The following is a 21,678-nucleotide window of genomic DNA, read 5'->3' as shown; positions in this document are numbered from 1 at the left end:
TTTCAGTCCTCGGAGGGGATGACGTAGAAGGGGAAGACGAGATTGCGCGGGTTGTTGGCGCCGCGCACCCGGTAGCGGACGTCGATGTGCAGGGTGGTCGGCTCGCCGGGCGCCGGCGCGACCGTGACCTCCTCCACCTCGATGCGCGGCTCCCAGCGGTCGAGCGACGACATCACCTCGTAGCGGATCCGGCCCATCGTCGCGTCGTTGACCGGAGCGAACACCAACTCGTGCACCGCACAGCCGAATTCGGGCCGCATCGGCCGCTCGCCCGGCGCCGTGGCGAGCACGAGCCGCATCGACTCATCGATCTCGCGGTCGCGCCGCACCAGGGCGATGGCCCCGCTCGGTCCGGTGCGCATGGGAAACGCCCAGCCGGCGCCGACGAAGCGCTCACTCATGGCACTCACTCATGACAAGTCCCCCTCTAGAACGGCAGGTTCGCGGCCACGGGATTGGGCATCGGGACGGTCGAGGTGATGAGGGACGGCGCGTTGAGGACGGCCTGGGTCAGCGCCGACACCTTGAACTTCGTCCCCGCCTTGATGTCCACGCCGAGCTTCGCGTCGAGGCTGATCCGCCCCCGCGCCGACAGCGTCAGATCCCTCCCGGACTCGACCGTCACCCCCCGGGCACCCGTGATGGTGACCGTGCCGTCGCTGTCGATGGTCAGGGTCGTACGGGCCTCGTTCAGCTCGATGCTCAGCTTCCCCTGCCCGGTGCGCAGCCGCACGCCGTGCGAGGAGCGGGTCCGGCCGCCGGCCTCGCGCAGCTCGACGGTGTGACCGGTGCGGGAGGTCAGCGCGCGCCACTGGACGCGACCGCTCGTCGGGTCCACCGGCGGCACCCCGTCGGTGGCCGGGGTGTGCCGGTCCACGCCGTTGTAGAGCCCCGCCAGGACGTACGGATGCTCCAGCGACCCCCGGTCGAAGGCGCACAGCACCTCGTCGCCCACCTCGGGCAGCACCAGCCCGCCGCCCCCGGTGCCGCCGAGCTGCGCCACCCGGCACCAGGAGCTCTCGTACGTCGCCGACAGCCACGGGAAGCGCAGCCTGACCCGGCCCAGCGAGAGCGGATCCTTGGTGTTGGTCACCAGCGCGACCGCCACGCCCGGCATCGCCGGCGCCGGCTCGCCGCCACCGGAAGCCGTCCCGTACAGCGAACGGAACTGCCGGCCGGAGACCGTCAGCCAGGTGGTGAACTGCCGTCCCGAAGCGAAGACATGACGCACCCCGGTCGCCGTGTAGCGGCCCTCGAAGGGAAAGCCCGCGCCCCGCACGGCCACCGGCTGCCCCGGCTTGAGAGCGGGGTTGCCGGTGACGGACACCTCCAGCTCCGCGTACGAGCCCGCGACGTCGTCCGCGAGCGCGGCGGCGGCCTGAGTCACCTCCGACTGGGTCGTGAACGGCCGGCCCGTCGCCGCCAGTTCGGCCGGACCGAACGGCTCGGACAGCTGCACCGAGGTGATGTCCGACTCGATGTCGCCGCTCCCGACGGCAGGGGTCGGGGACGACAGCGCCTGCTTGGTGCGCGGATCCCAGCCGCGCACGTCGACCGTGCGGACCTGGCCGGCGGCGGTGACGGACACCCTGCTGTGCAGGGTGTTGTGCCCGAAGTCGAGGACGTACGGGCTCTGCGCCGCCGGAGTGGTGTCGGCGGGCGCGGTCGCGGCCGGCGGCAGCGCGGCGAACACCAGCCGGCCCGCCGGGTCCAGGGAGAGCCGTACGTCGTTCTCCCGGGCGAGCCGGGAGAGGAAGTCCCAGTCGGTGATGTTGGGCTGGGTGGCCAGCTCGTACACCGTCGGCGTCGCGTCGATCCGGCCCACCGGGATGCCGCTGCGGGCCGCGAGCCGCCGGGCGATGTCGGCGGCCGTCATGTTCGGATAGCCCTCGACCCGCCGGTTCCGCAGCAACCGGTGCCCCGGGTCGTACCCGCGCAGGATCAGATAGCGCCCGTGCCCCGGCGCCGCGTCCACCTCGACCGCCGTCACCTCGCCGGTGAGCATCGGCTCGCCGCGCCTGCCGTCCGTGAACGGCGACAGCACCGCCATCGCGCCCACCTTCAGGAACGGGAACTTCTCGGTGAGGGTGCCGTCCTTGTCGCTGAAGGTCAGCTGGAACGCGGACGGGACGTTGACGCTCGCGTCCACCCAGCCCTCGGTGAGCCGCACCGCCAGCGGGTCGGGAAGCAGCGTGCCGTCGAGCTGCACGTGCAGGACGGTGGTGAAGGTCTTCTCGCTCATCGGGTGCCCTTGGTCTGCGAAGCGTGTGGGTGGGGCTCCGGCGTCTCGGTGCTGGACGGGAGCAGCAGTTCCGTGCCCGGGCGCAGTCGCATCGGGTCGTCGATGGCGTTCGCCTCGGCGATCACCCGCCAGCGCGTCGCGTCGCCGTACTCCCGCCAGGCGAGCGACGCGAGCGAGTCCCCGGAGACCGTCCGGTGCGTCCGGCGGGCCGACAGCGCGCCGGAGGTGGGGTTCTGCCGCTTCGTCGCCGTCGCGATCTCGGTGAGCGAGAGTCGGCAGGTGGCGCGCAACGGCACGCCGCTCGGGCTGAACAGGGTGTACGTCGCGGCCACGGACGTCACGTACGCGACGAACCGCACGGTCGAGAACGAACCCCAGGAGAACTCGACCCACGGCGGCGACGGCGCCTTCGATTCCACGCTCTGCTGCGTCACCTCGCAACAGGACAGGAGAAGTTCCACCTGCTGCTGCACCACCGTCGACGACGGGGTCCCGGACGCGTCGAGGAACACCTCGACCTCCAGCGAGGCCGGCCGGCTGCCCGTGAACTTCGGCGGCGCGCCCCGCGTGTACGCGACGGCCGGCTCCGTGTGCCAGTCCGCCGCCCGGCTCAGCCGCAGCTCGTCCGGATTGAACTGGAACCGCACTTCGCCCAGCCTCCCGCCGAGCGGCCCGTCCAGGTCCGCCGGCGGCTGGTGGATGGACAGCGAGGCCCGCGAAAGCCCGCGCGCCGCCGTCCCGCCGATCGGCGCCGCCATCTCAGAGACCCCCCGCGTCGGTGAACCCGTGGTGCGCGATCTCCAGCGTCTCCGTGGCCACGGCCGGGCTCGCCGGGTCGAGCGTCGGCCCCGTCCAGCGCACCGGCAGCACCTCCACCAGACCCCACTGCGCCACGACCGACCCGTCGGCGCGCAGCGCCGCGATCTGGGCCGTCGGGCGCGTGATGCCGGTGGCGAGCGACGAGATCCAGGCCGCCACCTTCGCGGTGTCGGGAGTGAGCGGGCGCGTCAGGCGAATGGTGGAGAAGGTCACGCGGGTCGGCAGCTGCCAGACGAAACCGTTGTTCCCGCCCTCCTGCCGCCGCTCCACCTCCACTTCGGATGAGAGGCCGTCACAGCCGTTGAACAGGCCGAGGTCCTGGCCGTCGATGGTGAGCTTGAAGAAGACGGTGGAGGCGGGGTCCTGCGGGGTGGGCATGGTGGCGGGTCTCTCGGATAGGCGGGGCGGGAGGTTCAGTGGGAGTGGTCCCGGAGGCGGCCGACGCGCTCGCGGTCGGCACGGAGTTCGGCGCGCAGGAGGCGGGAGAGGGGGGTGACGAGCCGGCGGGCCAGCTCGTCGAGCTGGGTGGGGGACTCGGCGGGGACGTCGTGGGTGGGGGCGGCAGCGCGCTGCACGGAGGGTGCGCCGGGTGGGGCCGAGGGAATGGGAACGAAGGTGGCGGCGGGTGCGGGTGCGGGTGCGGGTGCGGGTGCGGGGATCGGGGCGGGGGCTGGTGCCGGGCTGGTGGCCGGGGTGCTCTGGCGCTGGACGGCGAGGGGGACCACGGGGCGGACGGGGCTCGGCTGAACGGGCTTGGCGGCGGGCGGGTCCGCGGGCGTGGTCGGGGCCTGAGGCGATGCTGTGCGGGGTGCCAGCGGGCGGGCGGCGGTGAGCGGCAGGGTCGCTTGCCGCCGCGGGGCGGGTGCTTTGGCGCGCGGGACGTCGGTGACGGTCACGAGGGGGAGCGGGACGGAGGGCTCGGGGGAGCGCTGGACGGTGGTCTCCGGTGCCGGTGCCGGTGCCGGCGCCGGCGCAGGCACCGGTGCCATGGCGGGGGTGGGGCTCGGCGCCGCGGGCGCCGGGACGATCGGCGCGCCGACAGGAGACCGCCGGGGCGGCGTGTTCGGCCGCCGCCCGGACGGCTCGGCCGCGACCCGCTGCACAGGCGCACCGAGCCCCGGCCGGACCGGGCTCGCCGGCGGCGTGGCCGCCGTCGCGGTCCAGTCGGCCCCCGGGGCGCGCCGCGAACGGCGCACGGCGGGACGCTGCCGTACGGCAGGGGCCTCGGCCCCGGCGGGGGAAACCGGGACCGAGGAGCTCTGAGACCGGCCGGTGCTGGAGGGCTCCGGCGCGGTGAGGGGAGGTACGGAGGGAGCGGCGGCGGTCGTCGGGCGCGTGGGTGTGGCGTGGGCCGCCCAGTCGGCGGGTGCGGGTGCGGGTGTCGTCGTGCGCTGGACGGGCGTCGCGGCGGGGGTCGTCGATTGCGGGGCGGTGTCCGCGCGGTGGACGGGCGAGGTGCTGGGCGTGGGTGTGGTGCGCGGCTGGGCGGCGTCGGCCGGTGTGCGCGCGGGTGCTGTCGCACGCTGGAGGGGCGCCACGTCCGGCCCGGGTGTGCGACCGGGCCGAGTGGTGTCGGGCACGGGCGTCGGCTCTGGACTCCCCGTGCCGCGGTGCCGGCCGAGCGTGGAGCCTGCGGGCGGCCGCACTGCGGGCGTTGCCGGCTGGACGGACGCCGGGGCCTGCTTCGGTGCGTGACCGGGCGGGGTCGTGCCGGTCGGCGCGGCCGCGTCCTCGGGAGCCGCTGCCGGGACGGTCGGCTCGCCCATGGACCTCTGCGCAGCGGCCTCCGTCCGCTGGACGGACGTCGCGCCCGGGCGGGCAGCAGCCGAGGCCGCGTCGGCCGGCCGGCCAGGTGCAGCCCCCGGCGCGGGGATGCCGCCGGGTCGAGTGGCGTCGGTCGATGTGGTCGTCGCGGTCGCCGGTGCCGGGGCCGCTGCCCGCTGGACGGGTGCCGTGCCCGGCGCTGCCGCGCCCTTTGCGGATACCGTGCCGGGCGCCGGTGTGCCGCTGGGCCGAGTGGCCTCGGCCGATGCGGTCCGTGCCTGCTGGACGGGTGCCGTCGCAGGCGCTGCCGTGCCCGGGGCGGGTGCCGTCTCCGGCGCGGGCGTGCCGCCGGGCCGAGTGGCACGGGCTGATGTGGTCGCTGCGGTGGCCGGGGCCGCTGCCCGGTGGACGGGCGCCGTCCCGGGTACCGTCGTGCCCCGGACGGGCGCGGTCCCCGGCGCCGGTGTGCCGCCGAGCCGGGTGGCGTCGGTCGATGCGGTCGTGGCGGGTGCGTCCGCCGAGGCTGCCGCCCGTTGGACGGTCGGCGTGCCCGGCGCTGCCGCGCCGGGGGTGAGTGCCGCCCCGGGCGCCGGCGCGCCCTGAGCAGGCGCTGTCTCCGGCGCTGCCGAGCCGTGGACAGGTGCCGTGTTCGGTGCTTCCGCGACACGCACTGGCGTCGTCGCCGGCGCCGGTGTGCCGCCGGGTCGAGCGGCGTCGGTCGATGCGGTCGTTGCGGTCGCCGCCGAGACCGCTGCCCGCTGGACGGGCGCCGCCCCGGGCGCCTCCGCGGCGTCCGACCGGTTCGCGCTCGCCGCGGCGAGACGCCGCTGCGGTTGCGCGGGACGGGCTGCGAGCAGGGGTGAGCGTCGGACGGGCGTCGGCCGGACGGGCGCCGAGGGCGTCGCGACGGACGTTTGCGGGGTCGTACGAATGGCGTCCTCCGTCGCCACCGGTGGCGACGTGAGTGGCTGAAGGGGCCGCACCGTCGGGGTCGTGGCACCACCTCGTGCCGGAAGGGGTGCCGCTACGCCGCTTCCAGGCGCGTTCGCGACCGCCGCCGGCGTGGCCGCGCCTTCCGTGCGGCCGGCGGCACGCTGGACCGCCGGCGGCCGGGACGTACGGGTCGAGGCGCCGCCCGCGTCCCGCGTCCCGGACGCGGGGTCACCCGTCCCCGCGGCCGTCTTCGGCCGCGGCGCGTCGGAAGGCTTGGCCTCGGGGCCGACCACCGGGAGCCGCAGGCCCGGGAGTTCGGCGCCGGCCGGCCGCTCCGCCGGGCCCACGGGCCGTACCGCGTCCAGGAGCAGGCCGCCGGGCGCGTCCGGCACCGCGCCGTGGCCGAGGTCGCTGTGGAAGGAGGGGTTCCAGTGGGTCGCGAGGTAGCCGGCGAAGCCCGGCTCCGCGACCGGGCGCGGGGAGCCGAGGACGCGCTGCACGGGGGGCAGCGCCTGCCACGCACTGCCGGACGGCGCCGGCCCGGTCGCGGGGGCTTCGGCCGCGTCGCGCTGCTTACGGCGACGCCCCCACCTCTCGAACATTCCCATCGTCTCCAACCCCCTTTCTCGGTAATGCCGTTACGCCTGCGCCGCCGCCGTCCGCTCCACCAGCGCCGCCGCCCGTGCCACGTATCCGCGCCGGTCCGCGTGTTCCAGGTCGAGGATGTCGTCCACTCCCCAGTGGAAGTGGAAGGCGAGGTACGCGGTCTCCTCCTCGATCCGGTCCGCCGCGTACGTCACGATTCCCCCAGGCGGCTCCCGGCGAGTTCGACCTCGAAGGACTGCTGGCAGTGCGGGCAGGCGACCGCGGCCCGGGTGTGGCCCTCCGCGTTGATCTGCCGGTAGAAGTCCTGGAGGAAGGCCAGGTCGGAGGCGAACATGTTCTCCACGGTGCCGTCGTGGACCGACGGCAGCGTGCCCAGGCGGGTGATGACCCGGCCGAGCAGGACCACGGAGAGGTACGCGGGGTTCTCGCGGACGCGGAGGTCCCGAAGCGGCACCAGCTCGTCCCGGGCGGTGGCCAGGCGCATCGCGCCGGTGCGGTGCACGGTGCCCGTCTCGTCGACGAAGCCGCGGGGCAGTTCGAACTCGAACTCGGTGCGCAGCGGCTCCTGTCGGCGCTCGGCCTGCCCCTGCCCCTGCCCCGCCCCCGGGACCGGCCCCGGTCCCGGCCCCTGCGTCCGCGGCGCCAGCGCCGTCGATCCGTCGCGTCGCATCAGCCGAGGGTGAGTTCTTCGAAGGTGATGGTGACCTGCTCGGTGAGGGCGGAGGCGTCACCGGCCTTGGTCGCGCTCAGCTCGACCTTCGTGCACCAGGCGTTGCGCAGGTTGTACCGCTTCACCTCCCGCTGCTGGTAGTCCATGAAGATGATGGAGGCGTCCTTGCGGGCCGAGCCCATGTCGCCGGCGATCGAGGACGAGATCCACTCGGTGAAGGCCGGGGACTGCGTGGCGCCGCGCGTCACCGTGCACTCGCCGGCCTTCTTCACGCCGGGCAGCTTCTTGATGATCGGCTTGCCGTCGGCCGTGACCTGCTGGAACTCGATGACGTCCTGCTCCATCGAGAGGCTGCTGACCTCCTGCAGGGTCTCGACCATGACGCCGTCGATCTGGAGGCCGAAATTGTGACTGGTGAGGGCGTCACCGGTGTCGAGGGACATGAAGGGTCACACTCCTGTTTCGTATTCGGGAGGTTCGGGAGGTTCGGGAGGTTCGGGAGGTTCGGGAGGTCTGGTGAGCGAGGGACCGAAGACCGGCTACTCCTCCAGCTCCCCGCCCCCGCCCTGGAACTGCGCCAACCGGAACACCACGAACTCCGCCGGCTTCACCGGCGCGATGCCGATCTCGCAGACCACGCGACCGAGGTCGACGGACTCCGGCGGGTTGGTCTCCTCGTCGCACTTCACGTAGAAGGCGTCCTCGGCCCGCTGGCCGAACAGCGCGCCCTGGCGCCACTCGTTGACCAGGAAGGACGAGACGTTGCGGCGGATGCGGGCCCACAGCGAGGCGTCGTTGGGCTCGAAGACGACCCACTGGGTGCCGACGAGGATCGACTCCTCGAGGTAGTTGAAGTAGCGGCGGACGTTCAGGTACCGCCAGGCCGGGTCGGAGGCGAGCGTGCGGGCGCCCCACACGCGGATGCCGCGGCCGGGGAAGGCCCGGATGCAGTTCACGCCGATCGGGTTGAGCAGGTCCTGCTCGCCGCGGGTGATCTGCAGTTCGAGGTCGACGGCGCCGCGCACGATCTCGTTGGCGGGGGCCTTGTGCACGCCGCGCTCGGAGTCGTTGCGGGCCCAGACGCCGGCCAGGTGGCCGGACGGCGGGACCGTACGGGTCTGGCCGGAGGCCGGGTCGAAGGACTTGATCCACGGGTAGTAGACGGCGGCGTACCGGGAGTCGTAACCGGCCGTCTCCTGGCGCCACTTGCGCACGTCACGCGCGTTGAGGGCGGGCGGCGGGTCCAGGATGGCCATCCGGTCGCCCATGAGCTCGCAGTGCGCGATGAGGCCGAGCTGGACCGCCTTGACCTGCTCCGCGTCGATCAGGCCCTGCTGGTAGGCGCCCATCAGGTCGGGCACGGCGACCATGCTGATCTCGTCGTACGCCTCCAGGCCGCCGAAGCCGGTGCGGTCGGCGGAGTCGCCGATGAACCGCGCGGACTCCAGCGGGTTGCCGGCTCCGGGGGTGGCCGGCGTCGCGGCCGGCGCGGGAGCGGACGCGGGTGCCTGCGTCGGCGGGGCCAGGGTCACGACCTGCGCCTCGGGCCGGGCGAGCTGGCCGCCGGCCGCCGCCTCCTCCAGGACGATGGTCGTGGAACGCTGCCTGACCTGGGTGACCACGTAGTTGCGGGCGCTCTTCTTGGCGGAGGCGTCGAAGCTCTCGACGGTCTTCTCGCCGTCCTTCACGACGAGCTTGAAGCGGTCCGGCTCGCCCTCCACGTCCTGCACCTCGACGGTGATCGCCCCGCCCGCCTCGGTGCCCGCGGCGATGGCGGCGACCCGGAAGGTGCCGAGCGCGACGGCGGCACCGGGTACGAGCTCCGGCTGCGCCTGCTGCTGCGGCCGGTCGGCGGCCCCCGCGGACACGGCCCGCGCGGCGTCCCGGTCGTCGCCGCCGACCCGCACGACGTACGCGGCGGTGCCGCCGTTGTCGAAGAAGCCGTAGACGGAGTGGGCGAGGTAGTACCCGTCCGTGAAGTCGCCGAACGAGGCCACGTACTGAGACCAGTTGGTCACGAGGACCGGCTCGTTCAGCGGTCCGGTGGGCGCGAGGCCGACGAACGCGGCGACGGACGTGCCGACGCCCTCGATGGGGCGGGAACCGCGGGCGACTTCCTCGATGTAGACGCCGGGGGACAGGTAGGTGGGCATGGGTGCGTGGCTCTCCTGGATCACTCGAGCGCTGGATCAGACAGTGGTGGCGGCGCCTGCGCGGGCCGTACGGCATCCGCGGTCGTCGTCGGCGTTCGGACGTCTCCGACTCTCGCCGGGGCGCCGAGGCCGCGGCCAGGAAGACAAGGGCAAAGCGCGGGCAACGACGCGTGGCCGCGCGGGCACGACCGGACGCCGTACCCGGCCCGTACCCGGGCCTGCCTGACGCCGTACCCGGCCCGTTCCCGACCTCGCACCCGGGCCGTGCCCGACGCCGTCCCCAACCCCCTACTCGTAGCGGCATCCGAACCGCACCGCGCGCACTCCTCCGCGCCGAAGCACCCGCCGCACCAGCCCACCCCCGCGCCCCCGTCGAACGGGGAACCCCTCCGCACCGGGGCCCGCGCGGTCACGACGTCCTGCCCCTGACCAGGGACGCTCGGGCAACCGGAGGTCCCCGTCGCCGACCTAGCCTCCGCCCATGACCATGTGGACCTCTCTGGATCCGGCCGACACGACCGTCGAGCCAGGCGCCCGGACCTCCGCCCGGCTGCGGGTGCGCAACACCGGGGACACCGTCGAGGAGTACCGCCTCTCGCTGGTCGGCAAACCCTCCGGGTGGTCCCGGGTGGAGCCGGAGGTCCTCCGTCTCTACCCGGGCAGCGAGGGGACCGCCGAGATCTCCTTCGCCCCGCCCCGCTCGCCGGACGTGGCGGCCGGCCCCGTCCCGTACGGCATCCGCGTCGAACCGCGCGAGAACCCGGCCGCCCGTGACGTGGTGGAAGGGCAGCTGACCGTCACGCCGTTCACCGAGGCGCGCGCCGAGCTGCTGCCCCCGACGCTCTTCGGCCGCTTCCGCGGCCGGGCCCGGATCGCCGTGGACAACGTCGGCAACACCCCGCTGACCGCGTCCCTCGTGGCACGGGACGACGCCAACCGGCTCGCCTTCGAGGTGCGGCCGAACGCCGTGCGGATCGAGCCGGGCCGGGCCGCGTTCGCCGAACTCGCGGTGCGGCCGCAGGCGGTGCGGTGGACCGGTGGCGAGGAGTCGCACCGCTTCACCGTGGCCGTGCGGCGGTCGGGCGACGACACCTCGCTCGACCTCGACGCCACCTTCGACCAGCGCCCCGTCGTCGGCGCCTGGCTGATGGTCGCCGGCGGACTCCTGATGAGCGCCGCGATCGCCTTCGCCGTGCTCTGGTTCGGTTTCTCCCCGAAGATCGTCACCGCCGCCAAGGACCTGCGGGCCTCGGGCGCGCCGGTGCCGGCGCCGCAGGGCGACGGGGACGAGCTGCCCACGGCGCCGCCGCCCTCGCCCGGCGACACCGGGGCCGGTCCCGGTTCGGGGCCCGGGGACCCCGGCGGCGGCCCGACCCCGCCCTCCGGCGGCGGAGCGCGCCCGCCCGCCGGAGGAGGCGGCGGGGACGGCGGCGCGGGCGGCGGGAACCCGCCGGGCGACAGCACCGGACAGCAGCCCGCGGCGCCGCCCGCCGCCGCGCGGCCCGTGCCGCCGTGGCGCTACGGCAACCAGCCGGACGTGGTCGTCGAGTTCGCGCAGGAGCGCCTCGCGACCATGGGTGACGGCAACCCGTGCACGCTCAGGCAGCGGTGGACGCGCGGAGTGATCGACGCGCCGACCCGCGCCTCGCTCGTCTGCTACCAGCGCGCCGTCGTGAAGTCCGGCCTCGAGGACGGCAAGAACTCGGCCGCGATCTTCGACACGGACGAGGAAGGCACTCTGGGCCGCGCCACGCTCACCTCCCTCTGGGTGCAGGGCGTGCGGCCCGACCAGGTCGCGTCGGGCACGACCAGCATGCAGACGACCCAGGTGATGGCCGCCTTCTGGTGGGCGATGAACCGCGACTTCAGCGATGCCGACCTCGACCGGATGCGTACCTACTCCCGCCAGGGCGTCGACTACTTCCGTACGGGCCGGCAGACGCCCACCCGCTACAGCAGCAATGTCGCCGGGCACATCGCCGACTACCAGACGGCCGTCGGCCTGTCCGCGAGCGGCACCGCCGACTGGCCCACGCTCCGCAAGATGCTCGGCGGCAGCGTGAAGTAGCGACTCGGCGCAGCGAGAGAGGGGGCCACCCGCGTGGGTGGCCCCCTCCTTCGTCGTACGGGCGCGTCACGGCGCCCAGGGCACTCCCGCGTCCGGCACCAGCCGCCCGGCCTTGCGGTACTCGCGTCGCGCCCCGGCCCGTACGTCCTCGGCGGTGACCGCCGAGCCCCGGGCCGCCGCCAGATAGCCGGCCGTCGTCGCCGCCGACCGGATCGCGCCGCCGGCCAGCTCGAACTCCTTGGCGCAGCGGGCGATCTCCTCGTCGAGCCCAGCCTCCCGCGGTGTGCCCGCCAGGCAGGCCTGCCACAGCACGATCCGCTGCTCGGGGTCCGGGAACGGGAACTCCACGACCAGGTCGAGCCGGCGGGTGAACGCCTCGTCGATGTTGGCCCGCAGGTTGGTGGTGAGGACGGCGATGCCGTCGAACGCCTCCAGGCGCTGGAGCAGATACGCGCTCTCCAGGTTGGCGTACCGGTCGTGCGAGCTCTTCACCTCCGACCGCTTGCCGAAGACGGCGTCGGCCTCGTCGAAGAGCAGCACGCAGTCGGTGCGGTCCACCTCGACGAAGATGCGCTCCAGGTTCTTCTCGGTCTCGCCGACGTACTTGTCGACCACCGAGGACAGGTCCACCACATAGAGGTCCAGGCCCAGTTCGCCCGCGACGACCTCGGCGCCGAGCGTCTTTCCGGTGCCCGACTCCCCGGCGAACAGCGCGACGACCCCGCGCCCGCGGCCGCCACCGGTGCGCAGCCGCCACTCGCCGAGCACCCGGTCCCGGTCGCGGGCCCGTCCGGTCAGCTCGCGCAGCAGCGCCAGCGGCTCCTCGGGGAGCACGATGTCGGCGAAGCCGACGGCCGGCCGGATCCGGCGCGCGCGGCTGTCGAGCAGCGGCGCCGAGACCAGCCGGGCGGCGTGCTGCACCTGGGCGCGGGTCAGCGCGGCGCCCTCGAACGCGGCGAGTGCCCGCGCCGTACGGGCGGCCCGGCGGATCTGGTCGCCGCTCAGCCGGTACGGCGCGGTGGCCTCGTCCAGGTCGAAGTCGACGGCCGGCCCGTCGAGTTCGTGACGCCACAGCGCACCGGAGGCGGCGGCCGCGCCGGCCGGTGCCTCCAGGGCCACCAGGTCGCCGTCCGGCAGCCAGCCCGGCTCGGGCGCGTCGACGCCGGCCAGGACCACCGTCACCCCCCGTCCGGCCAGCGCCCGCACCAGCGGCCCGGGCTCCGGCGGCAGCGGCTCGACGACCACGGCCGCCCCGCGCAGCCGCGCCTCCCGGAGCAGCACGTGGGCCGTCGCCGCGGTCGCGGACTCCGGCCGGCAGCGGAGCACGGGCCGGCCGTCGGCGCGCAGCGCGGCCACCACCGCGTCGGCGGCGGCACCGGGCACCCGCTCCCGCAGATGGACGGTGACGGGGCCGGCGGCGGCGACGCGCGCGGCGAGCACGGAGTGGGCGAGCCCGGTGGGCGCGGACGGCGGCAGCAACTCGACGCCCGCGTCGAGCAGTTGCGCGTCCATGCGGCCGTCGTCGCCGAGCAGGTGCGCGATCACCCGTTCCGACACCCGCAACGCCCGCCCGGGCAGCGGCCGTTCCTCGTCCTCGACTTCGAGCAGGGCCCCGGCGCGCAGCGGCGCCGCCGGGTGGAAGCGGTCGCGGGCAGCCGCGTCGAAGGTGCCCGTGCCCGCGAGGTCGAGGGCCAGCTGCACCGTGGCGCGACGCCGTCCGACGTCGTCGTTGAGGTACCCGTACAGCGCCTCGAAACCCCGGTCCACGTCCGGCGCGAGGGCCGCGACGAGGATGTGCGCGTCGAGCGCGGACAGCCCGAAGGCCCGGGTCAGGGCCGCCAGCCGGGCCGTGCCGCCCCCGCCGCCGTCGCCGGGCAGGGGCGGTGCACCGGCCTCGTACTCGGGCGTGCGGACCGGCCCGGCCGCGATCCGGCGGGCGGTCGCCTCGGTGACGTACAGGCCGCGCATCGGATCGGCGGCGGTCGGGTCGCCCGCGCTGCGGGCCTCCACGAGCGCGGCGACCCGCGCCCGCAGCGCGGCGATCAGCTCAAGGAGGTCACTCATGTCCGGCTCCCGTCCTGCGTGCCCGCGGCGCCGGAGCGGCGGCGCAGCGTACGCGGCCGGGCGTCGGATCCGCCCGTTCCATCGGTGCCGCGCACGACGAACTCCGCCTCGGTGACCGGCGGCGCCGCGCCGTACACCGGAGTGACCGGGAACGGCGTGGTGATCACGACGTCGAGGGACGGCTTGAGCTCGCCGCCGAGCGCCGACCAGATGTCCGCGAGCGACCGCGACTCGGCGGGCGGCGCCGCCACCGACAGCGGCAGCGTCGGCGCGATCGGCCGTACCGACGCCGGCACCGCCTCCCCGGAGAGCACGTCCTGCGGCAGCAGCGCCGCCAGCGCGCCCGCGAGCAGCCGGTGCTCGTCCTTGGGCTGCGTCGTCCAGGCGGTCACCAGGTACGAGAGCCGGAACCAGCGCGGCGGTTGCAGCCTGCGCGTCACGATCCCCTGGGCGTCCCGCTCGGCGAGCGTGCCGCGCTCCCGCCGTGCCACGTCCTCGCGGATGTCGTAGAGGTAGGCGTTGAGCGTCGGTGCGCTGCGCCGGGCCGCCCAGTCGCGGGTCGGCGCGTCGAACGCCACCTCACCCGCGGCCGCCGTCCCGAGCAGCCGGCCCAGGGCCTCGTCGATCTCGTGGAACATCAGATGTATCCCTCGCGGAGCGCGTACGCGACGGCATGCGCCCTGTTGGTGAGCTGGAGCCGCGTCATCAGTGCGTGCAGGATGTTCTTGACGGTGCGCTCGGAGTAGGCGAGCTGCTCGCTGATCTGCCGGGTCTCGAACCCCTCGGCCAGCAGCCGCAGCACCTGCACCTCGCGCGGCGCCATCCCGAACAGCGGCACCGCCCCGTTGGCGGCGGCCCCCGTCGTCGTCGCCCGCTGCAGCCGCCCGACCTGGTCGAGCAGCCGGCGCACCAGGTCCGGCGGAAGCTCTCCGTCGCCCTTCGCCGCGCTGTGGATCGCGCTCAGCAGCCGCTGCTCGGTGGCCTGGTGGCGCCAGATGATCGCGCGCACGCCGTACTCGACCACGGTCAGCAGGTCGGGTTCGCGCAGCTCGCGGGCGACGAGCACGAGCCGCTGGTCCATGTCCCGCCCCAGGCGCCGCAGTTCGGCCGTGGTGGGCTCGTCGATGCGGTCCGCGATCACGACGGCGATGTGCGTTTCGTCGGGGTCCGCGCGCCCGCACCCGTCGGGCTTCCGGTCCTCCTGCCCGGATCGGACGTCGATGGTCGGCTGATGCCTCAAGTGGCTGATCAGCCCTGCCTTGGCGAGCGGATCGGACGAGTGCACCGTCACCGTCACCCGCATGGTGAGCACCTCTGCTACCTGCACTTTCCCCCTCGTGCGGCCCTCCGCGCCGTGCCGGGCACCTGGTCGGGGCACCGGGCCGGGACGGCCGCACCGGTTCCGTCGGTCCGCGGCGACGAGACGGCCACGGTGTTCCGACAGGATTCCGTTTCGCACTAACGTTCCGCTGCTGCGGCGCTAATGCGCCTGGACGGCGGCGACCTCACCCCGCTCGCCTGCCACCCCCACCTGGCCTCGCTCGACCTGACCACCGGCACCCCGGTGGACCTCGCTCCCCTGCGCACCGGTCTCCGGCAGCCTGTGAGCGGAGGAGGGCGGCGGCCTCAGGTCCCCGCGTCCTCCACCAGATTCCCGATCAGCGTGAGCAGGGCCTCGGCGCGGTGCCGGTCCTCGCGCTGGTCCACCAGGGCCCGGTGGACCTCCAGGAGCCGGGCCACGGCGGGCGGCTCGCCGTCCTGGACCTGTTCGAGCAGCGGGTCGGTGACCAGGTCCAGGCAGGCGCCGAGCAGTCGGCGGGTGGCCGGGGCCGGCGGGGCGGGATCGGGCGCCGTGAACCAGGGGGACAGGTGCCGGGCCGGGTCGGTCAGGCTCCAGCCGACGACGGTGCCCCGCTGGAGGAGGAGCGCCACGTCGGGGGCGATGCCGACACGGGCGTCCAGCGGCTCGTCGAGGACGCCGAGGTCACGCAGAGCGGTGAGCACGGTGTCCCCGGGCGCCCGGCACAGCACCGAGGTGACCTCCAGTCGGCAGTCGCGCTCCTCGTCCGCGCGCAGACCGCCCGGGCGGGCCGCCGGCGCCACCGGAAGGCGGGCCGACTCCTCGGCGGTGGCGGACTCGTGGGGCAGCCGGAACTCGGCGCCGGCCAGCTTCCGGCCCGCCCGCTCGAAGCCGAGCGTGTCCGGAGCGTCCCAGAGCCACTCCTGGCTGCCGAAGGTGTCCAGGAGGAAGCGCTCGCGCTCCTCCCTGGTCGTGTACGGCGCGAGCTGCAGGGCGTCGCCGGTGAAGCGCGGGGTGACGGCCAGGGGCTCGTCCGTCACCGTCGCGGTCCACCCTTCGCCGACGGTGACCTTCACTTCGTGCCGCCCGCCGGCCGCGGCGGGGCCGAGCCGTCCTCGAAGAGGACCCGCGGAGCGCCCGTGCCGTCCGCCGGGACGGTCCAGGTGTCGTCGGTGTCGGCGCGGTTCTCGGCGGGCAGCGCGTAGCCGATCGTGCGGTCGTCGAGCCACACCGCCTGGTCGTCCACGCTGCGCCGCTCGGCGAGCGGCGTGGACTTCGACGTCCGCAGGTCGAGGACGTGTTCGCGCCACAGCGCGGTCTTGCCGAGCACGCGCTTCTTGTACGCGACGCGGGTGCCGTCGGGCGACAGCGACGGGCACTCCACGTTCTCGGCGAGCGTGGTGACGGTACGGCCGGCGAGCGAGCCGCGCACCAGATACGTCTGCTCGCGGGTGCTCAGCGTCGCGTAGAAGGTGTCGTCGTCGCCGGCGAAGGTGACGCCCCAGAAGTTCACGTCGGAGTTGCGGTACGGACGGCCGTCCAGGACGACCCGGAACTCCTCCAGGTTCGGGACGAACCTCCAGCCGCGGGTGTCGAGGATCGCGGTCCGGGTGGAGAAGAACGCCGAGCCGTACGACTCGCCCTTCACGAAGACCGTCCAGGCGGCCAGGTGTCCGGTGGGCGAGACCCGGGCGCGGCTCGGGATCCCGGCGAGCGGGTACGACCGCACGGTGCGCAGGTTCGCGTCGAGGATCTGCGCGCGGTAGGCCGGGCGGCCCAGGACGGTGGTGGACTGGAGGCAGACGCCGGTGCCGGCCGCCGAGTGGAAGCGCAGACAGCTGATGTCCGAGGCGGTGCGGACCGCGCCGGCGGGCCCGGTCACCGGGACGGAGACCAGCCGGTCGCGCCGCGGGCCGGCGGCCGTGTTGCGGAACACCAGACGGCCCGGCGCGTCCAGGGTCACCTTCCCGTCCGCGAACGCCGGTCCGCCCGGGCGGGGCTTGTTCTCCTCCTCGGCCCGGTCGGCCGCGGAGAGCACGGACCAGGCACCGAGGCCCGCGAGGAGCAGCACCCCGGCGGCGAGGACGAGCAGACGGCGCAGCGGGGTGAGGGTCATCGCGGATCTCCCGAAGGGCGCAGGGCCACGCCGGCGACCGCCGCGCAGCAGGCGAGGCCGGCCGCCGCCGTGGCGAGCGCGGGGCCGTCGCCCCACGCGGACCACGCGGCGCCGAAGGCCAGGGAACAGCAGAACCGGGCCAGCGCCTGACCGGTGCCGACCAGGGCGATCCCGCTGGCCCGCAGCCGCTCCGGCACGACGGCGGCGACGGCCGCCGGCAGCACGCCGTCGGTCGCGGCGTAGAAGGCGCCGTGCAGGGCGAGCACCAGATACGGCAGCGCGGGCGTGGCCGGCGCCCAGAGCAGCAGCCCGTACGCCGACAGCAGCCCGGCGTGCCCGGCGAGGAACAACGCGCGCCGCCCGACCCGGTCCGCGAGCCGCCCGGCGGGCAGCGCCAGCAGCAGGAACACGGTCGCGGTGCCGAGCGGAAGCAGCGGGAACAGCTGTTCGTCGAGTCCGGTACGGCGTTGCATCAGCAAGTACAGGAAGGCGTCGCTGACCGTGGTGAGCCCGAGCAGCACCGCGCAGCCGAACAGCACCCGGAGGCGGCGGGTCCGCAGGAGGCCGAAGGCCGCCCGCAGGTCCACCTTCGGCTGCCCCGACGGCACTCCTTCCTTCACGTTCCCGCCGCTCGGCACGAACAGCAGCAGCACCAGCACCCCGAGCGCCGCCACGCACCCGCTGACCGCGAACACCGCGTCGTAACCCCCGGCCGCCACGCCCAGGATGAGGAACGCGGCCATCGGGCCGAGCAGGGCGCCGGTGGTGTCCATCGCCCGGTGCAGGCCGAACGCCCGGCCCTGCCGCTCCGGCGGGGCGGACAGCGAGATGAGCGCGTCGCGCGGGGCGGTGCGCAGGCCCTTGCCCGTACGGTCGAGGGCGAGGGCCGTGCCGAGCGCGCCCAGGTGGTGGACCAGGAGCAGCGGCTTCACCAGGGCCGACAGGCCGTAACCGATCCCGGCCACCAGCTTGTGGTTGCGGACCCGGTCGGCGAGATGGCCGCCGGTGAGCTGGACCAGGGCGGACACCCCGTTCTGCACGCCGTCGAGCATGCCGAAGCCCAGCGGGCTGAGCCCGAGCCCCATCACCAGGTACAGCGGCAGCACCGCGCTGACCATCTCGCTGGACACGTCCGTGATGAGACTGACCGTGCCGAGGGCGAGGACGGTGGGCGAGACGGCCCGGAGCGCGCCGCGCGCGCCGCGGCCCGGCGCGACGGATGCCGTCTCCGGTGGGCTCTGCGGTTCCTGTGGCGCGGAGCGGTCGGCCAGATACACGTGATTCGGACTCCAGCCTCGTCGAGCGGGTGAGCGCGGGGCCACTGTAACCGGCGGCCGCGGCGGAAGGGCGCGATCGGTGCGGCTTCGCGACTGCTTGCCACCAATTCCGCGAAAGGCGTCATCGTCACCGTGTTGTGCGCCTATCTTCCCGTTGTACGCTGCGAGTTGAGCACGGCGTTCGCGCTGTGCGCAGGGGGTGTTCGTGGGGGTTTCACCGGCAGGAGGCCGAAGCGTCGACGCTTCGACGCCGACTGCCTTTCTCGTCATGCTCATCAGTCTCGTCAACAGCTAGGCGCGCCGACCTTCGCGCGGCCGGCACCACCGGTGCCGTGCCGCGATGTCGTCCTGCGCGCACGCCGATCAACCAGCCGATCCGGGCCAGCCGCTCTGGTCCGGGACCGACCCGAGGGGGGTGGGTGTGTCCGATCGTCCTGCCAACACACCCGACATGCCACGCAGTTCACGGTTGACGCAGCTCGCGGAAGCGGACCGGCCGCTTCACGACCTCGCCGGCCGGCTGCTCACCGTGGCCGAGCGCGGCCTGCCGCGGATGCTGACGCCGGAGGGGACCGGCTTCGTCTTCACCCGCGCCGCCCGGCCCGGCACCACCACGCTGGAGCAGCGCGGCACCAGCATCCGCTACTCCGCCATCACCGCGCTCGGCGTCCGTCTCCTGCCCGAGGAGCGGCAGCGCGCCGTCCTCGGCGGCCGCACCGCCGAGGAGTTCACCGGACTGCTCGTCGAGCGGCTGCCCGGGGTGGACAACCTCGGCGACGCCGCGCTCATCGCCTGGGCCGCCGCCGAGACCGGCCACCCCAAGCTGTCCGACGCGCTCGACCGGGTCGCCGCCCTGGACCTGCCCGGCAGGTCCCAGTACACGGTGGAGGCCGCCTGGGTGCTGTCCGCGCTCGCCGCCGCCCGCGCCACCGTCGACGTGGAGGACCGGCTGACCGCGGCCCGGAACCGGCTGCTGCGCGCCCGGATCGACGACAGCCCGCTCTTCCCGCACGCCACCGGGCCCGGCCTCAACCCCTGGTACCGCGAGCACATCGGCTGCTTCGCCGACCAGACGTACCCGCTCCAGGCCCTCGCCCGCGCCCACGCGAGCGGTGACGACCCGGAGGCGCTCGCCGCCGCCGACGCCTGCGCCACCCGGATCTGCGCGCTCCAGGGCGACGGCGGCCAGTGGTGGTGGCACTACGACGCCCGCCGCGGCACCGTCGTCGAGGGCTACCCCGTCTACAGCGTCCACCAGCACGCCATGGCGCCCACCGCGCTGCTCGACCTCGCCGAGGCCGGCGGCACCGACTTCGCCGAGCCCGTCCGCCGCGGCCTGCGCTGGATGACCGAGGTCCCCGAACTCGCCGCCGCCGGCCGCCACGCGCCGATGATCCTCGACGACCTCGGCGTCACCTGGCGCAAGGTCTACCGCGGCGACCCGAAGAAGGCCGTGCGCGCCGCCCGAGGCGTGAGCACCCGCCTGGTGCCGGGCCTGCGGCTCGGACCGCTGGACGCCGTGTTCCGGCCCGTCGCCGTGGACCGCGAGTGCCGCCCGTACGAGTTCGGCTGGATGCTGTACGCCTGGCTGGGCACCCTCGGTCGCGGCGAGGCGGAGGCGGCGCAGAGATGACGGTCCGTCAGAACCTCTTCGGCGTCACCCTCGACGCCCTCACCATGGACCAGACCGTCGACCGCTGCCTCGCCGCCGTCCGGGCCGCCGAGCGCCTGGAGATCGGCGTCGTCAACGCCGCCAAGCTGGTCAACATGCGCCGCGACCCGGCCCTCGCCCGGGCCGTCTCCGGCTGCGACCTGGTCCTCGCCGACGGCCAGGCCGTGGTGTGGGCCGCCCGGCTGCTGCGCCGCCCGCTGCCCGAACGCGTCGCCGGCATCGACCTGTTCACGCGGCTGCTCGCCGAGGCCGAGGCCGCCGGACACTCCGTCTACCTCCTCGGCGCCAAGCAGGACGTGCTGGAGAAGATGCTCCGGCGGATCGCCGTCCGCTTCCCCGGCCTGCGCGTCGCCGGCAGCCGCAACGGCTACTTCGACGACAGCGAGCAGCCCGCCGTCGCCGACGCCATCGCCGCCAGCGGCGCCGACATGCTGTTCCTCGGGATGACCTCGCCCAAGAAGGAGATCTTCACCGCCGGTTACGGCGAGCGCAGCAAGGTGGCGCTCGTGCACGGCGTCGGCGGCTCCTTCGACATCCTCGCCGGCGTCACCCGCCGCGCCCCCGAGCGCTGGCAGCGGCTCGGTCTCGAATGGCTCTACCGGGCCCTGCAGGAACCGCGCCGGCTCGGCCGCCGCTACCTCACCACCAACGTCTCCTTCGCCCTCATGACGGGACGGGAGCTGCTCCGCCGTACCGCCTCACCGTCGATCAGCACCGCAAGCAGGGGGGAATCGTGATGCGCGTCGTCGTCGTGGGACAGGGTTACGTCGGGCTTCCGCTGGCCATCCGGGCCGCCGAGGTCGGCCACGAGGTGGTCGGCTACGACGTGGACACCGAGCGGGTCAAGAGCCTCGCCGCGGGCGAGTCGTACGTCGAGGACGTGTCCGCCGAGCGGATCCGCGCCGCCCTGGACGCCGGCACCTACCGGGCCACCGACTCGGTACGGGACTGCGGCGGCTTCGACGTCGCCGTCGTCACCGTGCCCACCCCGCTGCACGAGGGCACCCCGGACCTGCGCTACATCGAGGAGTCGGCCCGCTCGCTGGCCCGCTACCTGCGGCCCGGCGCGACCGTGATCCTGGAGTCGACCACGTACCCGGGCACCACCCAGGAACTCTTCGGTCCGCTCCTCGAAGAAGGCTCCGGGCTCGTCGCCGGAGCCGACTTCCGGCTCGGCTACAGCCCCGAGCGGATCGACCCCGGCAACCCGGTCTGGGGCTTCGAGCAGACCCCGAAGATCGTCTCCGGCGTGGACGAGGCCTCCCTCAAGGCCGTCCAGGGCTTCTACGACGGGCTCGTCGACACCACCGTGCCCGTCGGCTCGCCCAAGGAGGCCGAGCTGGCGAAGCTCCTGGAGAACACCTTCCGGCACGTCAACATCGCGCTGGTCAACGAGATCGCGATGTTCGCCCGCCACCTCGACATCGACGTGTGGCAGGCCATCGACGCCGCCTCCAGCAAGCCCTTCGGCTTCATGCGCTTCACGCCCGGACCCGGCGTCGGCGGCCACTGCCTGCCCATCGACCCGTCCTACCTGTCCTGGCGGGTGCAGCGCGAACTCGGCCAGTCCTTCCGCTTCGTCGAGCTCGCCAACGACATCAACAACCACATGCCCGACTACGTGACCCGGCGCCTGGTCAACGCCTTCAACACCCGCAAGCGCGCCGTCAACGGCTCGCGCATCCTCCTCCTCGGCCTCGCCTACAAGAAGAACACCGGCGACGCCCGCGAGTCGCCGGCCCTGCCCATCTCCCAACTCCTCCTGGACATGGGCGCGGAGGTGCGAGCGGCCGACCCGCACGTGGTCGAAGGCCACAACGTCGACTCCCGGCTGGTCCGCGTCGAGCTCACCGAGGAGGAACTGGCCGCCGCCGACGCGGTGGTGCTCGTCACCGACCACGACGCCTTCGACTACGCGCTCGTCGAGGCCCACGCCGACTACGTACTCGACTGCCGGCGCCGGCTGAGCGGTCCCAGGATCGAGGTGCTCTAAA

General features: G+C 74.4%; 19 protein-coding genes. 4 read left to right on the top strand and 15 right to left on the bottom strand.

From position 1 onward, the window contains the following. Positions 1-2: 2 nt before the first annotated feature. The 9 genes from ACWEV0_RS16085 to ACWEV0_RS16045 form a co-directional block, all read right to left on the bottom strand. On the bottom strand, positions 3-401 hold the full coding sequence (locus tag ACWEV0_RS16085; RefSeq protein WP_453149907.1) for a GPW/gp25 family protein: 399 nt from the start codon (positions 399-401) through the stop codon (positions 3-5). Positions 402-427: 26 nt separating this feature from the next. Next, on the bottom strand, positions 428-2,242 hold the full coding sequence (locus tag ACWEV0_RS16080; protein WP_453149906.1) for a VgrG-related protein: 1,815 nt from the start codon (positions 2,240-2,242) through the stop codon (positions 428-430). Next, complete coding sequence (locus ACWEV0_RS16075; RefSeq protein WP_453149905.1) at positions 2,239-3,000, bottom strand: CIS tube protein; 762 nt, start codon at positions 2,998-3,000, stop codon at positions 2,239-2,241. Before ACWEV0_RS16075 ends, ACWEV0_RS16080 begins: the two co-directional genes overlap by 4 nt. Before the next feature lies 1 nt (position 3,001). After that, the gene (locus ACWEV0_RS16070) at positions 3,002-3,439 is read right to left on the bottom strand and encodes a phage tail protein (protein WP_453149904.1); all 438 of its coding nucleotides are present in this window, start codon (positions 3,437-3,439) and stop codon (positions 3,002-3,004) included. A gap of 35 nt (positions 3,440-3,474) precedes the next feature. Beyond that, positions 3,475-3,957, bottom strand: coding sequence for a hypothetical protein (locus tag ACWEV0_RS16065; RefSeq protein ID WP_453149903.1), 483 nt, complete (start codon positions 3,955-3,957; stop codon positions 3,475-3,477). 2,439 nt (positions 3,958-6,396) lie between these two features. Beyond that, positions 6,397-6,558, bottom strand: coding sequence for a DUF6760 family protein (locus tag ACWEV0_RS16060; RefSeq protein WP_453149902.1), 162 nt, complete (start codon positions 6,556-6,558; stop codon positions 6,397-6,399). Then, a complete protein-coding gene (locus tag ACWEV0_RS16055; protein ID WP_453149901.1) occupies positions 6,555-7,034 on the bottom strand; it encodes a hypothetical protein in 480 nt (159 codons plus the stop codon). Before ACWEV0_RS16055 ends, ACWEV0_RS16060 begins: the two co-directional genes overlap by 4 nt. Continuing rightward, positions 7,034-7,477, bottom strand: a complete 444-nt coding sequence (locus tag ACWEV0_RS16050) for a phage tail protein (RefSeq protein ID WP_453149900.1) — start codon at positions 7,475-7,477, stop codon at positions 7,034-7,036. Before ACWEV0_RS16050 ends, ACWEV0_RS16055 begins: the two co-directional genes overlap by 1 nt. Positions 7,478-7,573: 96 nt before the next feature. Then, the gene (locus tag ACWEV0_RS16045) at positions 7,574-9,187 is read right to left on the bottom strand and encodes a phage tail sheath family protein (RefSeq protein WP_453149899.1); all 1,614 of its coding nucleotides are present in this window, start codon (positions 9,185-9,187) and stop codon (positions 7,574-7,576) included. A 481-nt stretch (positions 9,188-9,668) separates the two neighbouring features. Between ACWEV0_RS16045 and ACWEV0_RS16040 the strand changes: the two genes are divergently transcribed. Continuing rightward, positions 9,669-11,255 (top strand): COG1470 family protein, encoded by a 1,587-nt coding sequence (locus ACWEV0_RS16040; protein ID WP_453149898.1) that lies wholly within the window; start codon positions 9,669-9,671, stop codon positions 11,253-11,255. Positions 11,256-11,321: 66 nt separating this feature from the next. Here ACWEV0_RS16040 and ACWEV0_RS16035 read toward each other — a convergent pair whose 3' ends face one another. The 6 genes from ACWEV0_RS16035 to ACWEV0_RS16010 all read right to left on the bottom strand — a co-directional run bounded on the left by ACWEV0_RS16035 (position 11,322) and on the right by ACWEV0_RS16010 (position 18,012). Beyond that, positions 11,322-13,319 (bottom strand): ATP-binding protein, encoded by a 1,998-nt coding sequence (locus ACWEV0_RS16035; protein ID WP_453149897.1) that lies wholly within the window; start codon positions 13,317-13,319, stop codon positions 11,322-11,324. Next, positions 13,316-13,957 carry a DUF4255 domain-containing protein gene (locus tag ACWEV0_RS16030; RefSeq protein WP_453149896.1) on the bottom strand — a complete coding sequence of 214 codons (642 nt, stop codon included), beginning with the start codon at positions 13,955-13,957 and terminating at the stop codon, positions 13,316-13,318. Before ACWEV0_RS16030 ends, ACWEV0_RS16035 begins: the two co-directional genes overlap by 4 nt. Further along, entirely contained in the window at positions 13,957-14,646 is a 690-nt protein-coding gene (locus ACWEV0_RS16025; RefSeq protein ID WP_453149895.1) for a response regulator transcription factor, read from the bottom strand. The genes ACWEV0_RS16030 and ACWEV0_RS16025 overlap by 1 nt, the downstream gene beginning before the upstream one ends. A gap of 299 nt (positions 14,647-14,945) precedes the next feature. Further along, positions 14,946-15,659 (bottom strand): hypothetical protein, encoded by a 714-nt coding sequence (locus tag ACWEV0_RS16020; protein WP_453149894.1) that lies wholly within the window; start codon positions 15,657-15,659, stop codon positions 14,946-14,948. A 32-nt stretch (positions 15,660-15,691) separates the two neighbouring features. Then, positions 15,692-16,735: a TolB-like translocation protein gene (locus ACWEV0_RS16015; protein ID WP_453149893.1), complete on the bottom strand. Its 1,044-nt coding sequence runs from the start codon at positions 16,733-16,735 to the stop codon at positions 15,692-15,694. Then, the gene (locus ACWEV0_RS16010; protein WP_453149892.1) at positions 16,732-18,012 is read right to left on the bottom strand and encodes an MFS transporter; all 1,281 of its coding nucleotides are present in this window, start codon (positions 18,010-18,012) and stop codon (positions 16,732-16,734) included. Before ACWEV0_RS16010 ends, ACWEV0_RS16015 begins: the two co-directional genes overlap by 4 nt. 451 nt (positions 18,013-18,463) lie before the next feature. On the opposite strand from ACWEV0_RS16010, the gene ACWEV0_RS16005 reads away from it, so the two are divergent. From ACWEV0_RS16005 to ACWEV0_RS15995, 3 genes are read left to right on the top strand one after another with little or no spacing between them, the layout of a single operon-like run. Then, the gene (locus ACWEV0_RS16005) at positions 18,464-19,645 is read left to right on the top strand and encodes a hypothetical protein (RefSeq protein ID WP_453149891.1); all 1,182 of its coding nucleotides are present in this window, start codon (positions 18,464-18,466) and stop codon (positions 19,643-19,645) included. Next, entirely contained in the window at positions 19,642-20,421 is a 780-nt protein-coding gene (locus ACWEV0_RS16000; protein WP_453149890.1) for a WecB/TagA/CpsF family glycosyltransferase, read from the top strand. The genes ACWEV0_RS16005 and ACWEV0_RS16000 overlap by 4 nt, the downstream gene beginning before the upstream one ends. Further along, the gene (locus ACWEV0_RS15995; RefSeq protein WP_453149889.1) at positions 20,421-21,677 is read left to right on the top strand and encodes a nucleotide sugar dehydrogenase; all 1,257 of its coding nucleotides are present in this window, start codon (positions 20,421-20,423) and stop codon (positions 21,675-21,677) included. Before ACWEV0_RS16000 ends, ACWEV0_RS15995 begins: the two co-directional genes overlap by 1 nt. The last annotated feature ends 1 nt before the right edge of the window (position 21,678 follow it).

The sequence above is a fragment of the Streptomyces sp. NPDC003943 genome, from assembly GCF_053605265.1.
The sequence above is the reverse complement of the archived record's forward strand: the minus strand, read 5'-3'. Positions and strand labels throughout refer to the sequence as shown.

Coding starts and splice junctions, on each gene's coding strand:
- ACWEV0_RS16085 (WP_453149907.1), bottom strand. CDS start 401: ATGAGTGAGCGCTTCGTCGGCGCCGGCTGGGCGTTTCCCATGCGCACC.
- ACWEV0_RS16080 (WP_453149906.1), bottom strand. CDS start 2,242: ATGAGCGAGAAGACCTTCACCACCGTCCTGCACGTGCAGCTCGACGGC.
- ACWEV0_RS16075 (WP_453149905.1), bottom strand. CDS start 3,000: ATGGCGGCGCCGATCGGCGGGACGGCGGCGCGCGGGCTTTCGCGGGCC.
- ACWEV0_RS16070 (WP_453149904.1), bottom strand. CDS start 3,439: ATGCCCACCCCGCAGGACCCCGCCTCCACCGTCTTCTTCAAGCTCACC.
- ACWEV0_RS16055 (WP_453149901.1), bottom strand. CDS start 7,034: ATGCGACGCGACGGATCGACGGCGCTGGCGCCGCGGACGCAGGGGCCG.
- ACWEV0_RS16050 (WP_453149900.1), bottom strand. CDS start 7,477: ATGTCCCTCGACACCGGTGACGCCCTCACCAGTCACAATTTCGGCCTC.
- ACWEV0_RS16045 (WP_453149899.1), bottom strand. CDS start 9,187: ATGCCCACCTACCTGTCCCCCGGCGTCTACATCGAGGAAGTCGCCCGC.
- ACWEV0_RS16040 (WP_453149898.1), top strand. CDS start 9,669: ATGACCATGTGGACCTCTCTGGATCCGGCCGACACGACCGTCGAGCCA.
- ACWEV0_RS16035 (WP_453149897.1), bottom strand. CDS start 13,319: ATGAGTGACCTCCTTGAGCTGATCGCCGCGCTGCGGGCGCGGGTCGCC.
- ACWEV0_RS16030 (WP_453149896.1), bottom strand. CDS start 13,957: ATGTTCCACGAGATCGACGAGGCCCTGGGCCGGCTGCTCGGGACGGCG.
- ACWEV0_RS16015 (WP_453149893.1), bottom strand. CDS start 16,735: ATGACCCTCACCCCGCTGCGCCGTCTGCTCGTCCTCGCCGCCGGGGTG.
- ACWEV0_RS16005 (WP_453149891.1), top strand. CDS start 18,464: ATGCCACGCAGTTCACGGTTGACGCAGCTCGCGGAAGCGGACCGGCCG.
- ACWEV0_RS16000 (WP_453149890.1), top strand. CDS start 19,642: ATGACGGTCCGTCAGAACCTCTTCGGCGTCACCCTCGACGCCCTCACC.
- ACWEV0_RS15995 (WP_453149889.1), top strand. CDS start 20,421: ATGCGCGTCGTCGTCGTGGGACAGGGTTACGTCGGGCTTCCGCTGGCC.